This is a genomic window from Autumnicola lenta (assembly GCF_031846515.1).
GTDB classification, from domain to species: Bacteria; Bacteroidota; Bacteroidia; order Flavobacteriales; family Flavobacteriaceae; genus Autumnicola; species Autumnicola lenta.
The window spans coordinates 1-15448 of the sequence record NZ_JAVRHO010000042.1 but is presented as its reverse complement, the minus strand read 5'-3'; the positions used below and the strand labels follow the sequence as shown (position 1 = coordinate 15448).

Sequence of the window (15448 nt, the reverse complement as noted above, 5' to 3'; positions counted from 1 at the left end):
CTCTAACTGATGGTCGAAAAATGGCAAATATTGATATGCACTTTCTCCCGTCGCTTAAAATTGAAGGTTTCAGGATTTGCAATGTTGAAAATAGGAACTTCTGAACTACGTTTCTGGAGAAATCCTGGCTCTTAGTTCCTGCAGCGTAGCGCTCCTGGCTCTAATTGATGGTCGAAAACTGGCAAATATCGGTACGGATTTTCTCCCGTTATCCAAAATTGAAGATTTCAGGATTTGCAATGTTGCAGAGTGAAATTTTTGAAGCTTTTGAACTAAGTTTTGAAGAAATCCTGGCTCTTAGTTCCTGCAGCGTAGCGCTCCTGGCTCTAATTGATGGTCGAAAACTGGCAAATATCGGTACGGATTTTTTCCGGCCACTTAATACTGAAATTTTTTCTACTGCAACGCAGCCTGACCCTTTCAGTAATATTCACTTACCTTCTTTTTGGCTTCGGAATAAAAGCTCCGGGAAAATTTTCCTTAATTTCTCTTAATGCTCTGTCTGCTTCAAGTCGGTTACGGAAATTACCTACATATACTTTGTAATTAGGGGTTTCATAATCGATCATTGCCGGATAAGTGTACTTGCTCTCGTAATCCTTAAACACTTCACTGGCCTCTTTATTGTCTCCGTAGAATAATTGTATTTTATATCTGTCCCCAATTTTATTTCCTTCAGACATTTCAGTTTTTAATTCCAACAGTTTGGAGATTTTTTCATCCTGATTAATGTTAATCTCAGCATTCTGAGCTGAAAGATTTGCATACGAAACTGCAGTCAAAAAGCAGGTGAAAATCAGGTTATTTCGGGATAACTTTCGCATAATTATTACATTTAAGACAAAGGTAAAGCTAAATAACTTAAACGTGTCTTAATTTATTATTTAGAACAAATATAAATTATCGATTAACACATCTGTAACATTCCTTAAATGCACTTTATATATTACTTTTGTGCACGAATTTCAAGGTACGGATACATATTTTTATTGCTTTTTAAGGAGTAGAAAAACCGTACCAAAGTTTAGACGTTAATTCAACTTATAATATGAAAAAGGTGAAATACCGCCATTCAACTTCACGATTGCTGCTCTTAAGCGTAGCGTTTTTCTTATCGTTTACAGTTACGGGAATTGCACAGGATGACGCTTCGGCCGATGCTTCTCAGGAACAGCAGGAGCAGGCGCAGGGTGAGGAGCAAACTGCGGGAGCGGCTGCGGCTACTGGTGGATTGGGAGACCCGGCCAATGGTAAATCTTTGTTTAATTCTTTATGTGCTGCATGTCATAAACCCTATTCTGAATCTATAGGCCCGGCCCTTAACGGTGTTACTGAAAGACGTGACATGGATTGGCTTTATCAGTGGATCCACAATAGTACTAATCTTATTGCTTCTGGAGATTCTGAAGCTGTAGCTGTTTTTGAGGAATACAACGAGACGGTAATGCCTCCTTTTCCTCAGTTGACAGAAGCTCAGATAAATGACATTCTGGCCTACGTAGAGCAGCCAAAACCTGAAGCTCCGGTTTCGGCTCAACAAAGTGGGGCTGAAGGTGCTGGTGGTGGAGGCCAGGGGGTTTCAACCAACCTGATCTTGGGGGTTCTTGCTTTTGTGTTGCTAATGTTATTGGCTGTATTATTTCTTGTAAACAAAACCCTTAGAAATTTCGCTGCAGCTAGTGGTGTGGTGATCCCCGAAAAACCAAAAAGAAAACCATTATACAAATCCTTTGTAGAAAACCAATTCCTTGTGGTGGTGCTCGCTGTGGTAGTGCTTCTTGGTGTTGCATATTATGGATATGGATATATGATGCAGGTTGGGGTAGATCAGGGTTATCAGCCAATCCAGCCAATTCACTTTTCACATAGAATACATGCCGGGGATAACCAGATAGAGTGTAAATTCTGTCACTCTTCTGCACGGACGTCGAAAACTTCAGGGATACCTTCGTTAAATGTATGTATGAACTGTCATAAATCGATTGCTGAAGTTGCTCCGGAAACGGCGACTGCAGAGTTTACAAAAGAATTTTATGATAAAGAAATAGCCAAGTTGTATGAGGCAACAGGTTGGGAGCCTGGATCAAGAACATATTCTGGTGAGGCAAAGCCGGTAAAGTGGGTTCGTTTACACAATCTGCCTGATTTTGCGTATTTTAATCACTCTCAGCACGTATCCGTACAGGGAACTCAGTGTCAAACGTGTCATGGTCCTGTTGAGGAAATGGAGGTGATGTATCAGCATGCGCCTTTAACAATGGGGTGGTGTGTAAATTGTCATCGTGAGACTAAGGTGAATATGGTGGGCAATGAATATTACGAAAAAATCCATGAAGAACTGGCTAAAAAGTATGGGGTGGAAGAAGTTACTGCTGCTGATTTAGGTGGGATAGAATGTGGTAAATGCCATTATTAAAATGTTTTTTCTGCTGAAGAGCAGGTTTAATTTAGAAGTTAATATTTAGATATATATGTCATCAAACAAAAAATACTGGACAAGTGTTGAGGAACTGGATAAGAACAGTTCTATTGTTGAGGCGCTACAACAGAAGGAATTTGTTGAGGAAATACCGGTTGATGAATTTTTAGGAGATAAAAACTCTCTGGAAAGTTCTAAAACATCAAGAAGGGATTTTCTTAAGTATGTTGGTTTTAGTACTGCAGCAGCAACGCTTGCAGCCTGTGAAGGACCTGTTGTTAAATCTATACCTTATGTAGTGCAGCCGGAACGAATTGTTCCTGGTAATGCAAATTACTACGCTACTACGATGGCCGATGGTTTCGATTTCGCCGGGGTTCTTGTAAAGACCCGGGAAGGAAGGCCTATAAAGATTGAGGTTAATACCATGGCTAATACCGGCGCGAATGCAAGGGTTCAGGCTTCAGTGTTATCTCTTTATGATAGAAAAAGGCTCAAAAACCCCAAGGCTAATGGACAAAATATCTCCTGGGAGGAGTTTGATAGTTCGGTTAAAGGAAGATTAGATAATGTTAATGGGGAAATTGCATTGCTTACCCCAACGTTTGCAAGTCCATCTACGGCGCGAATCATTAGTGAATTTTCAGAAAAGTACGGTAATGTAAGACATGTTGTCTACGATGCTGTTTCTGAAGATGCTGCTCTTAATGCATTTCAGGCAAGATATGGAAGACGCGCATTACCGGCTTATGACTTTTCGAGGGCTGAAACTATCGTTTCTGTGGGTGCTGATTTCTTGGGAGACTGGAATGGTGGTGGATATGATTCAAAGTATGCTCTGGGACGTATTCCTAAAAACGGAAGGATGTCCAGGCATATTCAGTTTGAAGCCAATATGAGCTTGTCTGGTGCGAATGCCGATAAGCGTGTTCCTTTAAAGCCATCTCAGCAAAAGGCGGTAATGGCTGCTCTTTATGGTTATATTGTAAATGGTGCTTCTACCAGCAACCTTCCTTCAGAACTTGATGATATCGTTGTTAAAGCTGCTGCTCAACTGAGGCGTGCAGGAAGTAATGCGGTTGTAATTACCGGTATTCCTGATAATGATGCCCAGTCGTTAGCATTGGCAATAAATGAAAGCCTTGGAAGTGCTGTAATGGATGTTGAAAATCCCAGAATGCTAAGGCAGGGAAACGCTACTGCAGTTACTGAGCTTGTGAACGATATGGCTGCAGGTAATATTGGAGCTGTAATTATCGCGGGTGTAAATCCGGTTTATAGTTTGCCTAACTCCTTAGAGTTTGTAGAGGGGCTTAAAAACGTTGAACTTTCAGTAGCCTTTACATCTAAAGAAGATGAAACAGCAAAACTATGTGAATTTGTAGGTCCAACTCCACATTATTTAGAAAGTTGGGGGGACGTACAATTCACAACCAGAAATGTTGCTTTGATGCAGCCAACTATACGGCCGCTTTTTAATACAAGACAATTACAGGATACATTGTTAAACTGGAGTGATAATTCTCAAAATTATTACGAGTATCTAAAAGAAATGTGGTCTGGATCTTTGGGTGCCGAAGGTTGGAATCAGGGTTTACATGATGGAGCATTTGAGCTGGATGCAGCTTCTGAGTTTGCTGCTGCCGGTGATGTTGCCGAAGCTTTACCGGAAATGAACAGTGATTCTGTTGCGGCAAGAAATCTTTCTTCGGCAATAGATGAAGAAGCAGGTCTTGAATTAGAACTTTATACTTCTGTTGCTATGGGAGATGGCCAGCAGGCTAACAATCCCTGGCTTCAGGAAATGCCTGATCCTCTTACGAGAGCATCATGGGATAATTACTTAAAAATTTCCCGGGTAGACGCAGAAGAAATGGGACTTGAAAATTATCACGTTTCTAATGGGGGGCTAAACGGAAGCAAAGTTAATATTACACTTGGAGATACTGTTGTAAAAGATGTTCCTGTCTACATTCAGCCTGGTCAGGCCAGAGGTTCGGTTGCTTTGGCTTTTGGCTATGGTAAGACTGAGGCTGTACAGGATGAAATGAAAGTTGGTGTTAATGCCTATCCTCTTTATAAGAATTTCAATTCTGTTCAAACCGTTAGCATTGAAAAAGTAGAGGGCATTCATGAATTTGCATGTGTTCAGCTTCATAACACCCTTATGGGAAGAGGTGATATTATAAAGGAGACAACCTTAGAAATTTTTAATACGAAGGATTATCACTTCTGGAATCCTGTTGCTGAAGTTTCTTTAAATCACCAGGAAACGCCAGTCACTTCTCCAGAGGTCGATATTTGGGAAAATTTTGACCGCAGTATTGGGCATCATTTTAATATGTCTATAGATCTTAATGCCTGTACAGGCTGTGGGGCTTGCGTTATCGCATGTCACGTTGAGAATAATGTACCAGTAGTAGGAAAGGAAGAAGTAAGGAGATCAAGAGATATGCACTGGTTGCGTATAGACAGATATTATGCTTCTGAAGATGAAGGTTTTGGAACAGATATAGAAACTAAAGAGAATATGTCCGGTCTGGGCAGTTCCCTTTCCACTTTTGCTGAACTGGAGCAGCCCGCAGATAATCCGCAGGTGGTATTCCAGCCGGTAATGTGTCAGCACTGTAACCAGGCACCATGTGAGACTGTATGTCCTGTAGCAGCAACTGTTCACGGTCGCCAGGGACAAAACCAAATGGTTTATAACCGTTGTGTGGGAACAAGATATTGTGCGAACAACTGTCCATATAAAGTTCGTAGGTTTAACTGGTTCCTATATAACAAAAATGAAGAGTTTGATTATCATATGAGCAATGATCTTGGTCGTATGGTGCTGAATCCTGATGTTACTGTAAGGTCCAGGGGAGTAATGGAGAAATGTTCATTATGTATTCAGAGAACCCAAAAAACTATATTGGATGCAAAAAGGGAAGGAAGACCTGTTCAGGATGGAGAATTCCAGACTGCATGTTCCCTCGCTTGTGATAAAGGTGCAATTGTATTTGGAGATGTGAATGATGAGGAAAGCTTGATATATGAAAAAAGGCAGGATGAAAGGATGTACCACATGTTGGAATATCTTGGCACAAAGCCAAATGTGATGTATCAAACTAAAGTGAGAAATACAGCAGACGCTTAAATAATCAATAATAAAGAATCAATTATAAAAGGATATGTCTCATTACGAAGCACCTATAAGAAAGCCTTTAATAACCGGTAATAAAACGTACCACGACGTCACGTTAGATGTAGTTGCACCGGTAGAGGGAAGGGCTAATAAATCCTGGTGGATTGTTTTCTCCATTGCGCTTGTAGCTTTTATGTGGGGATTAGGATGTATAATCTATACGGTTTCAACCGGGATCGGTACTTGGGGATTAAATAAAACCGTCGGTTGGGCATGGGATATTACCAACTTTGTATGGTGGGTAGGTATTGGTCACGCCGGTACTCTTATTTCCGCGGTACTGTTGCTGTTCCGTCAAAAATGGAGAATGGCGATTAACCGCTCTGCGGAAGCTATGACAATATTCTCGGTAATGCAGGCAGGTCTTTTCCCTATTATTCACATGGGGCGTCCATGGCTGGCTTATTGGGTTTTGCCTATTCCTAATCAGTTTGGAACATTATGGGTTAACTTTAATTCACCGTTGCTTTGGGATGTATTTGCTATTTCCACTTATCTTTCAGTATCTCTCGTATTCTGGTGGACAGGTTTGCTTCCGGATTTTGCAATGATCAGGGACAGGGCTATTACCCCCTTTAATAAAAGGATCTACGGAATTTTATCTTTTGGATGGAGTGGACGGGCTAAAGACTGGCAGCGTTTTGAAGAGGTTTCCCTTGTTCTTGCCGGTTTGGCAACACCATTAGTACTTTCAGTGCACACCATCGTATCTTTTGACTTTGCTACGTCGGTTATTCCTGGTTGGCATACTACAATCTTCCCTCCGTACTTCGTTGCTGGAGCGATTTTCTCTGGATTTGCAATGGTGAACACTTTGCTTATTATTATGAGAAAAGTATCTCATCTTGAAGATTATATTACAATTCAGCATATAGAATTGATGAACATAGTAATTATGATCACCGGTTCTATTGTTGGTACAGCATATATTACAGAGTTGGTTATCGCGTGGTATTCTGGTGTGGAATACGAACAATATGCTTTCCTTAACAGGGCCACAGGTCCTTACTGGTGGGCGTATTGGTCTATGATGACCTGTAACGTATTCTCACCACAATTCATGTGGTTTCCTAAATTGAGAAGAAGTATTATGTTCTCCTTTTTTATCTCGATAGTGGTAAACATTGGAATGTGGTTTGAGCGGTTTGTAATTATCGTTACTTCACTTCACAGAGACTATCTTCCGTCTTCATGGACCATGTTCTCGCCAACTTTTGTCGATATTGGTATTTTTATTGGAACCATTGGATTCTTCTTTGTTTTATTTCTTTTATATGCACGATCTTTCCCTGTAATTGCACAGGCTGAAGTTAAATCTATTCTAAAAGCTTCAGGAGACAGGTATAAGAAATTAAGAACCGAGCATGGTGACCATGTGAAGCATTATGACCCAAATCCAATTCAACAGCCGGTAGCGAATTCTACAAGAGATGAAGATAAGGCAAGGGAATTTAATAAATCACTTCCGGGAGAAACCGAAGATGATGCTAACGGAAAGGGGCACGAGGGTACGGTAAATGCCGATGCATTAACTGGTAGCGAGGTTACAAGGGACAGAATTGACGAAATGCTGGGCAGAATTGGAACTTACGATCCCGCCACGCAATCTCAGGATGACCTGCAGAAGCTTAAAAATGTTGGTCCTTTACTGGAACAGCGTTTACACCAGGTGGGAATCTATCTTTACGATCAGGTTAGTAAACTCACAGAGAAAGATTTCACATTGCTTGATGAAGTTATAGAGGCTTTTCCAATCGCTGAAAAACGTGATAACTGGGTGGCACAGGCAAATGATTTAAAAAATAATAGATAAGAGATGGCATCAAAAGTTATACACGCTATTTATAATGATGACGACTTGCTTATACAGGCAGTGAAGCAGGTTCGTGAAGCACGCTATCATATTGGGGAGGTTTATACTCCGTTCCCGGTGCACGGTCTGGATAAAGTAATGGGTCTTGCTCCAACAAGATTAGCTATTACTTCTTTTATCTACGGTGTAATTGGACTGAGTGTGGCGATCGCAATGATGAATTTTATAATGATAAAAGACTGGCCACAGGATATTGGAGGGAAGCCGAGTTTTAGTTTTCTTCAAAATTTACCGGCGTTTGTGCCTATTATGTTTGAACTTACTGTGTTTTTTGCAGCTCACTTAATGGTTATTACCTTCTATATGAGAAGTAAATTATGGCCTTTTAAGAAAGCTGAAAATCCTGACTTAAGAACAACAGATGATATGTTCCTTATGGAAGTTGATGCGGCAAGTCATAATATAGATGAGCTTACAAAATTCTTATATGATACAGGGGCATCTGAAATTAAACTAATTGAAAAATAAATAGACATAATGAAAAGTTTATTTAAAAGATACTTATTGTTATTCATAATGGCTGCGACTGTGGTTTCTTGTGTTGAGAATTCAAAGCCAAATTACGAATACATGCCAAACATGTATCGTACCGTTCCTTATGAAACCTATGGAGAATATCCAATTTTTGAAAATGGGCAGGAAGCGAAATTACCTGTAGAAGGAACTGTTTCCAGGGGATGGATGCCTTATCCATACGAAAATGATGCAGAAGGCTACGCATCTGCCAAAGCAAATCTTCAAAATCCTCTACCTTACACAGAAGATAATCTTGCTGCGGGACAACAGCTATACACGATTTACTGCGCAGTCTGCCACGGTGATGATGGTGACGGACAGGGAATATTAGCCGAAAGAGAAAAGATTCTTGGTGTTCCGGCTTATGATGATGCCGGTAGGGCTATTACAGAAGGAAGTGTGTACCATGTGATGTATTATGGCCTCAATAACATGGGCTCTTATGCTTCTCAAACTTCTATCGAGGAGCGTTGGTTAATCGATCATTATGTAATGAGTCTTAAAGATCAATTAGCAGGAAATCCAGAAAGAGAATTTGAAGAAGCTGCTGGTTTTAATGAGGTGGAAAATCTTATCCCGGCAGTTAATGCGGTTAAAGAGATGGTTTCCAAAGAAACTTCTACCACGAGTAGCGAGGAGGAAGAAAATCAAAACGAAGAATAAAAGTATTTAGATCTATCATTATGTACACGCTATCCAGTAAATTAAAGTTAACCGCAATTATATGTATGATTGTTGGTGCCATAGGTCTCATATACGGATTTATAGCTGCACCGGATTCTGTGGAAGAGGTCAGGGAAATGATGGCATCACACGGAGAACATGGTGAGACGCATCAGGAAGTAACATACGACGAAGAGGGAGTAGAAGGGGCAAACGAGCACAACTTTCCCAAAGAAGTTGAGGATGCAGGTTATGAAGAAGATCACGAAGGGGAACACGGCGAGGCAGGATCTCATGAAGACGAACATTACGAACATGTTTTGCACCAATTACAGAACAAACCGTGGGCTGCGATATATGTAGCGGCCTTCTTTTTCTTTATGATCTCTCTTGGTACGCTTGCGTTTTATGCTATACAATATGCGGCACAGGCGGGATGGTCCCCAGTATTATTTCGGGTGATGGAAGGTATATCGGCTTACCTGCTGCCGGGAGGAGTAATAATGTTTATTCTTCTTGTACTTTCAGGGCTTCATCTTAATCATCTCTTTATATGGATGGATCCGGAAGTAGTAGCCACAGATGAAATCATTCAGAATAAATCATCTTACCTTAATGTTCCGTTCTTTTTGATTAGAGCTGCAATATATCTTGGTGGATGGATTTTCTTTGGATATTTGTTGAGAAGGAATTCTTTAAGACATGATGAGGCGAATGATAATCGCTGGTTTAAAACCAACTTTAAATTATCTGCAGGATTTCTGGTATTCTTTATAGTTACAGAATCTATGATGTCCTGGGACTGGATTATGAGTGTGGACCCTCACTGGTTTAGCACCTTGTTTGGATGGTACGTTTTCGCAAGTATGTTCGTTTCCGGTATTACAACTATTGCTTTAATAACAATTTATCTGAAATCGCGAGGATACCTGACCTTTGTTAACAACAGCCATATCCACGATTTGGCCAAGTTTATGTTCGGGATCAGTATTTTCTGGACCTACCTTTGGTTTTCACAGTTTATGTTGATCTGGTACTCTAACATACCAGAAGAAGTAGTGTATTATATTACCCGTATGGAGGATTATCGTCTGCCGTTCTTTGGTATGGTGGCCATTAACTTCCTGTTCCCGGTTCTTGTACTAATGAATAGTGACTATAAAAGGGTAAACTGGTTTGTGGTAATGACCGGTATTGTGGTGTTAATTGGACATTATCTGGATATATTTGTAATGATAATGCCTTCAACCGTTGGTGAATCCTGGTTTATTGGAATTCCTGAAATAAGTGCAGTACTTTTCTTTGGAGGATTGTTTACTTTTGTGGTCTTTAATGCACTTACTAAAGCACCGCTTTTGGTGAAGAGAAACCCTTTCCTTAAGGAAAGTGAGAATTACCATTATTAATAAAGAATATTGTTTAAAGAAGAAATTATAAGATGACCGTATTTTTAGTAATAGTAGTACTGGCACTTCTTGCCGTAACGGGTTGGCAAATGTCGAAGATTTTTCAGTTGTCAAGAAGTCCTGATACAGATACATCTGAAATTGCCACCGATAAGGACAATAATAGTCAGGGACTGTTTATGATGGTCTTTGTGATTCTGTTCTTTATCCTAATGGCTTACTGCTTCTGGTATTACAGTAGATTCTATCTTCCGGGAGGAGCATCAGAACATGGTTCGCAGTATGATAACCTGATGTTTATTTCTATCGCTGTTATCATGATCGTGCAGGTGCTAACACAAGCGTTGTTGTTTTATTTTTCCTACTACTACAGAGGGAACAAGCGTAAAAGGGCACTTTTCTATGCAGATAATGATAAGTTGGAATTTATCTGGACCATTATCCCGGTAATTGTACTTTCGGGATTAATCCTTTATGGCCTTTTTACCTGGTCAAGTATTATGAATATAAATGAAGAGGATGATCCTTTAATAGTTGAATTATATGCAAAACAGTTTAGCTGGACGGCCAGGTATGCCGGAGAGGACAATACTTTAGGAAAGGCTAATGTCCGTTTTATAGAAGGTGTAAACACCGTAGGTGTAGATGTAAATGATATTTATGCTGAAGACGACATTGTAGCAACAGAACTGCATTTACCTGTAGGAAGGCCTGTGGTTTTTAAGCTCCGTTCTCAGGATGTACTTCATTCCGCTTATTTCCCACATTTCAGGGCGCAAATGAATGTTGTTCCGGGAATGATAACACAATTTGGCTTTACCCCAACAATCACTACCGAAGATATGCGGAGTTCTGAATATATGGTAGATAAGGTGAGAACGATCAATGAAATAAGAAAAGAAAATAGTCAGCAATTAATGGCTAACGGAGAAGCACCACTGGATTCTTACGAATTCGACTTTTACCTGTTATGTAACAAGATTTGTGGGGTTGCTCATTACAACATGCAAATGAAAATTGTGGTAGAAAGTCCCGAAGATTATAACGCCTGGCTGGCAGAGCAACAAACTTTTGGTGCTACTATGGCAGAGCAGGAACCTCCATCTGGGCAGGAAGCAGAGATTAAGCAAGAGAAGAGGGATGCACCCGAAGAGGTGAGAGAGACGATGGAAGCAATGGAACAAGGAGAAGAAATTTAAAAGATTAAAGAATTAAAGATATGTCAGCAATAGCAAACGCACCGGCTCAGGATCATCACGACGATCATGGACATCATCATAAGCAAACATTTATAACAAAATATATTTTTAGCCAGGATCATAAGATGATTGCCAAGCAATATCTTATTACTGGTCTCCTAATGGGAGTTATCGGTATCCTTATGTCCATTCTTTTCAGAATGCAGTTGGCATGGCCGGAAGAGTCTTTCTGGATCTTTGAAGCACTTCTTGGTAAGTGGGCTCCTGATGGCGTAATGACTCCGTCAGTTTATTTGGCACTTGTAACCATACATGGTACCATCATGGTGTTTTTTGTGCTTACGGCAGGTCTAAGTGGTACTTTCAGTAACCTTTTAATTCCCTTGCAAATTGGCGCAAGAGATATGGCTTCAGGATTCCTTAATATGGTTTCCTATTGGTTGTTCTTTGTATCATGTATTATAATGCTTAGCTCCTTATTCGTAGAAGCAGGACCTGCATCTGCCGGTTGGACTATTTATCCGCCTTTAAGTGCCTTGCCACAGGCCATAGGAGGATCTGGAATGGGAATGACCCTTTGGTTAACATCCATGGCAATCTTTATTGCTTCATCTTTGTTGGGGTCACTAAACTACATTGTAACCGTACTTAACCTAAGAACTAATGGAATGTCCATGACCAGGCTTCCTTTAACAATCTGGGCATTCTTTGTAACTGCAATAATCGGGGTGGTTTCTTTCCCTGTATTACTTTCTGCAGCACTGTTACTTATTATGGACCGTAGCTTCGGAACTTCCTTCTTCCTTAGTGATATTTATTTAGAAGGAGAAGTACTAGCACACCAGGGAGGTTCTCCGGTTCTTTTTGAGCATTTATTCTGGTTCCTTGGTCACCCGGAAGTTTATATTGTTATCCTTCCTGCGATGGGAATCGCTTCAGAAGTTTTAGCTACCAATTCCCGTAAACCTATTTTTGGGTACAGGGCGATGATTGCTTCCATTCTTGCAATTGCCTTCTTATCTACAATAGTTTGGGGTCACCATATGTTCGTGTCCGGAATGAATCCGTTTCTTGGTTCGGTATTTACCTTTACAACTTTATTAATTGCAATCCCTTCTGCAGTAAAAGCTTTTAACTGGATCACAACGATCTGGAAAGGTAACTTGCAGATGAACCCTGCGATGTTGTTTTCCATTGGATTTGTAAGTACGTTTATTACCGGTGGTCTTACCGGGATTATCCTTGGAGATTCCACACTGGATATTAACGTTCACGATACGTATTTTGTGGTAGCTCATTTCCACCTTGTAATGGGTATTTCAGCATTGTACGGACTTTTTGCCGGGGTTTACCACTGGTATCCTAAAATGTTTGGTAGAATGATGAACAAAAATCTCGGTTATATTCACTTCTGGGTTACAATAGCTGGAGCTTACGGAGTATTCTTTCCTATGCACTTTATTGGGATGGCAGGTTTGCCTCGTAGATATTATACCAACACGGCTTTCCCATATTTCGATGACCTTCAGGATGTTAACGTGATTATTACCGTTTCAGCTATCATTACTGCTCTTGTGCAACTGGCTTTTATGTATAACTTCTTTGGTTCTATGTTCTACGGAAAAAAAGCCGTACAAAATCCATGGAAAGCCAATACATTAGAATGGACAACTCCTGTGGAGCATATCCACGGAAACTGGCCGGGACCAATACCATCTGTACACCGTTGGGCTTACGATTACAGTAAAACGAATAAAGATGGTGAATACGTAATTCCTGGGCAGGATTACGTGCCGCAAGATGTGCCGCTTCAGGAGCATGAAGAAGAATTAGGTGAGGGGCACCAGGTGGCAAGTCCTTAAGAATTTTAATTTTGAATATAAAGAAACCCCACAAGATGATTCCTGCGGGGTTTTTCTTTAAATCTTATCTGCTGAATTCCTGGCTCCAGGTGAAATTTTACATATTAAGAAGCGTCCCGTTTGGCAGCTTTTTTCTTTTATCTTTGTGATAAGTTGAAAAAGATAAGCTAAAGCCCACCCCGGCAAAATTAAACCCTGTTTATGAATGAAAATCTTGATCCTACCGGTGAAAATTTTTCTTCGGAAGAATTTGATGTAGAAAGAGCTTTGCGGCCGTTGAGTTTTGATGATTTTGCAGGACAGGATCAGGTGCTGGAAAATCTGAAGATCTTCGTTCAGGCGGCGAATTTAAGAGGGGAAGCATTGGATCATACCCTTTTTCACGGTCCCCCGGGTTTGGGGAAAACCACCCTCGCCCACATTTTGGCAAATGAGCTGAATGTTACGCTAAAGGTTACTTCCGGGCCGGTGCTGGATAAACCCGGTGATCTTGCCGGCTTACTTACCAATCTGGAAGAACGGGATATTCTTTTTATCGATGAGATCCATCGGCTGAGTCCGGTTGTTGAGGAGTATTTATATTCTGCAATGGAAGATTACCGGATAGATATTATGATAGAATCTGGTCCCAATGCGAGAACTGTTCAAATCAATTTAAATCCGTTTACCCTTATTGGTGCCACCACGCGTTCAGGTTTGCTTACCGCACCTATGAGGGCGCGATTTGGAATCGCCAGCAGACTTCAATATTATACAACAGAGCTACTTTCAGATATTGTGCAACGGAGTGCAGAGATCCTTAAAGTTCCTATTGCTCTTGATGCAGCCATCGAAATCGCCGGCAGGAGCAGGGGAACGCCGCGTATAGCAAATGCGCTTTTAAGGCGGGTTCGGGATTTTGCCCAGATTAAAGGGAACGGAAAAATCGACCTGGAAATTGCAAAATATGCCCTTAAAGCGCTAAATGTAGATGCGCATGGCCTGGACGAGATGGACAACAAGATATTAAGTACGATAATTGACAAATTTAAGGGTGGGCCTGTGGGCGTTACCACGCTCGCCACAGCCGTTAGTGAAAGTGCCGAAACTATAGAAGAGGTTTATGAGCCTTTTCTTATTCAGCAGGGCTTTATTTACCGCACTCCGCGTGGCAGGGAGGTCACCGAGGCCGCATACAGGCACTTGGGACGGGTAAAAGGCAACGTCCAGGGCGGACTTTTCTAAGCTGAAGCCGAAAATTGCCAATTTTCGGCTTCAGGATTGGTTTTTAGTTGTTCCATTCTGTGCTTATTGATTCAATAGTTACGCTAGGCAAATTTATTTCATTCAAATAAAAATAAAATTAGATGGGTAAAATAAGATATACATTGATTATTATGTCGTTTTTAATAGGTTTTTCTGTACTCGGACAAGCTGATTATCGCACATCTGCTTCTACTCAAATACAACAGATGATTGATGTTTATAATAATAGAGATATACCCAGATATGTTGATTTCTTATTACCCGCTTACTATGGTAATGATCAGAAAGTTAAAATGGATTTTATAGAAATCTGGAGGAAAATATTAAAAAACGACACCGATAACTTTGAATTTAAGAAGCTAATGAAGTTGACTCACTCAGGAGATCAAGTTCAAGCATTATTTCAAATAAATTTTCGCGATAAAAGAAAGAGTTATATAATAGGAATTTCAGACAACGAGGGTAAAATATGGAAGTTTTCTCAACCTTTAAGCGAAGATGCGCAGTTTGATAAAATTCTGAAATCTATTCCTACTTTAGACCATTCTTTTGCCAAACTTATTGACCCCAATTTCAATAATAGAATAAATTATAATATTGGAGAAGAAATTTCGCCTTTTAATTATACAGACATCTATGGAAATGAAATTTCGTCGCAAGCTTTGAAAGGTAATGTCATCGTTTTAAATTTTTGGGGTACTTGGTGCGCTCCATGTATTAAAGAAATACCCGAATTGAATGAATTGGTTGAGAAGTTTAAAAATGAGAATGTAAGCTTTATTGCACCGGCGGTTAATACCAATAAAAATATGCTCGTCAAGAATTTTTTGACCAAACATCCATTTTTATACGATATTGTTATAGTTGAGGGAAATAATTATAGCGTTACTACATTTCCAACTCACATTATTATTAATCAAAAAAATGAAGTGGTTGATATTATAGAAGGGTATAGTAAAGCTAACACAGAAGAATTGGAAAAAACTATTAAGCAGACGTTGTAAAAACGTTGCCTAATAAGACAAATTGCGGAGAGCGCCTTAAAAATAACGCTTTTACGATCTTTTAAAAACAA

11 protein-coding genes are annotated in these 15448 nt (G+C 40.2%); 10 read left to right on the top strand and 1 reads right to left on the bottom strand.

The annotated features are described in order from the left end of the window. Nucleotides 1-434: 434 nt before the first annotated feature. On the bottom strand, nt 435-824 hold the full coding sequence (locus RM545_RS17030; protein ID WP_311496490.1) for an SPOR domain-containing protein: 390 nt from the start codon (nt 822-824) through the stop codon (nt 435-437). Nucleotides 825-1048: 224 nt separating this feature from the next. Between RM545_RS17030 and RM545_RS17025 the strand changes: the two genes are divergently transcribed. From RM545_RS17025 to RM545_RS16980, 10 genes are all read left to right on the top strand, one after another. Further along, on the top strand, nt 1049-2416 hold the full coding sequence (locus RM545_RS17025; protein WP_311496489.1) for a c-type cytochrome: 1368 nt from the start codon (nt 1049-1051) through the stop codon (nt 2414-2416). Between the two features lie 55 nt (nt 2417-2471). Further along, on the top strand, nt 2472-5561 hold the full coding sequence (locus tag RM545_RS17020) for a TAT-variant-translocated molybdopterin oxidoreductase (RefSeq protein ID WP_311496488.1): 3090 nt from the start codon (nt 2472-2474) through the stop codon (nt 5559-5561). 34 nt (nt 5562-5595) lie between these two features. After that, the gene (gene nrfD / locus RM545_RS17015; RefSeq protein ID WP_311496487.1) at nt 5596-7422 is read left to right on the top strand and encodes an NrfD/PsrC family molybdoenzyme membrane anchor subunit; all 1827 of its coding nucleotides are present in this window, start codon (nt 5596-5598) and stop codon (nt 7420-7422) included. 3 nt (nt 7423-7425) lie between these two features. After that, a complete protein-coding gene (locus tag RM545_RS17010) occupies nt 7426-7950 on the top strand; it encodes a DUF3341 domain-containing protein (RefSeq protein WP_311496486.1) in 525 nt (174 codons plus the stop codon). 9 nt (nt 7951-7959) lie between these two features. Continuing rightward, nucleotides 7960-8661 carry a c-type cytochrome gene (locus RM545_RS17005; RefSeq protein WP_311496485.1) on the top strand — a complete coding sequence of 234 codons (702 nt, stop codon included), beginning with the start codon at nt 7960-7962 and terminating at the stop codon, nt 8659-8661. Between the two features lie 20 nt (nt 8662-8681). Continuing rightward, a complete protein-coding gene (locus RM545_RS17000) occupies nt 8682-10067 on the top strand; it encodes a quinol:cytochrome C oxidoreductase (RefSeq protein WP_311496484.1) in 1386 nt (461 codons plus the stop codon). Between the two features lie 32 nt (nt 10068-10099). Continuing rightward, nucleotides 10100-11266, top strand: coding sequence for a cytochrome c oxidase subunit II (locus RM545_RS16995; protein ID WP_311496483.1), 1167 nt, complete (start codon nt 10100-10102; stop codon nt 11264-11266). A 20-nt stretch (nt 11267-11286) separates the two neighbouring features. After that, a complete protein-coding gene (locus RM545_RS16990; RefSeq protein WP_311496482.1) occupies nt 11287-13128 on the top strand; it encodes a cytochrome c oxidase subunit I in 1842 nt (613 codons plus the stop codon). 201 nt (nt 13129-13329) lie between these two features. Continuing rightward, nucleotides 13330-14352: a Holliday junction branch migration DNA helicase RuvB gene (gene ruvB, locus RM545_RS16985; protein ID WP_311496481.1), complete on the top strand. Its 1023-nt coding sequence runs from the start codon at nt 13330-13332 to the stop codon at nt 14350-14352. 122 nt (nt 14353-14474) lie between these two features. Beyond that, a complete protein-coding gene (locus tag RM545_RS16980) occupies nt 14475-15377 on the top strand; it encodes a TlpA family protein disulfide reductase (RefSeq protein ID WP_311496480.1) in 903 nt (300 codons plus the stop codon). Nucleotides 15378-15448 lie beyond the last annotated feature (71 nt).